This window comes from Mycobacterium sp. E3298 (genome assembly GCF_001666895.1).
GTDB lineage: Bacteria > Actinomycetota > Actinomycetes > Mycobacteriales > Mycobacteriaceae > Mycobacterium.
In genome coordinates this window covers 1-1,020 of the sequence record NZ_LZJB01000173.1, presented here as the reverse complement: position 1 = coordinate 1,020, position 1,020 = coordinate 1, and the positions used below count along the sequence as shown (strand labels likewise).

The following is a 1,020-nucleotide window of genomic DNA, read 5'->3' as shown; positions in this document are numbered from 1 at the left end:
TCGACGAGCCGGACGGCCTCGCGCAGGACCGAGCGGCTCACCCCGAAGCGCTCTTGCAACGCGTGCTCGGAACCGAGCGATTCGCCGATGGCCCAACCGCGGCGAACGATCTCCGCCTCGAGGTCCCGCGCGATTCCGGAAGCCAGTTTGTTCGCGAGGCCGGTACTCATATCAAGCCCAACGGCGTTCGGGCGCAGGGGATTTCAGCATGTGAGCAACATGCAGCCGGCGACGGGCCCGCCGCCGACCGACACGACGCCGACGTCCGGGCGACGCGATACCTGCCGCTCCCCCGCTTCCCCGCGCAACTGCAGACAACCCTCGTGCAACGCCCAGTAACCGTGCATGCGCCCCGCCGACAGCTGGCCGCCGTAGGTGTTGAGGGGAAGGTCCCCGTCTCGGGCGATCCGAGCGCCACCTTCCACGAACGGCCCGGCCTCCCCGTCACCGCAGACCCCGAGGGCCTCCAGCCACGCCAGGGTGAGATAGGTGAAGCCGTCGTACAACTCGGCGACCTTGAGGTCGGCCGGCTTCAGGTCCGTGCGCGACCACATCTGCGCCGTCGCGTCCGACATCGCCATCTTCGGGTAGTCGTCGCGGTGGAACCAGCCCCCGGCGCCGTCGGCCCCGCCGATCGCCTCCACCGCCACCGCGCGATGGGGGCAATCCCGGGTGTAATCCGTGTGCGAGACCACCACCGCAATCGAGCCGTCGATCGGGACATCGCAGTCCAGCAGGCCGAACGGGGTGGAGACCGGCCGCGCGCTCAGGTAGTCGGCCATCGTCATCGGGTCGCGATACACGGCGCGCGGATTCAGGGCGGCGTTGCGCCTGCCGTTCAGGGCGACCCAGCCCAGCTGTTGCTTGGTGGTCCCATACAACTCCATGTGGCGCCGGCAGTTCAGCGCCAGCCAATTCGCGGCGGAATAGGCGTTGGCCGCGACCAGATCGTTGACGTCGTCCATCGCGCCCACGGCGGGCCGTTCCGCACCCTCCGGCGTCTCGAACATCCGGGCCAGC

General features: G+C 69.4%; 2 protein-coding genes. Both read right to left on the bottom strand.

Annotated features, from left to right (window positions below):
• The coding region (locus A9X05_RS29500; protein WP_156736555.1) for a GntR family transcriptional regulator at positions 1–170 on the bottom strand (170 nt) is incomplete at its 3' end.
• A 33-nt stretch (positions 171–203) separates the two neighbouring features.
• Positions 204–1,020: thiolase family protein (locus A9X05_RS08380; protein ID WP_067780567.1), on the bottom strand; the 817-nt coding region annotated here is incomplete at its 5' end.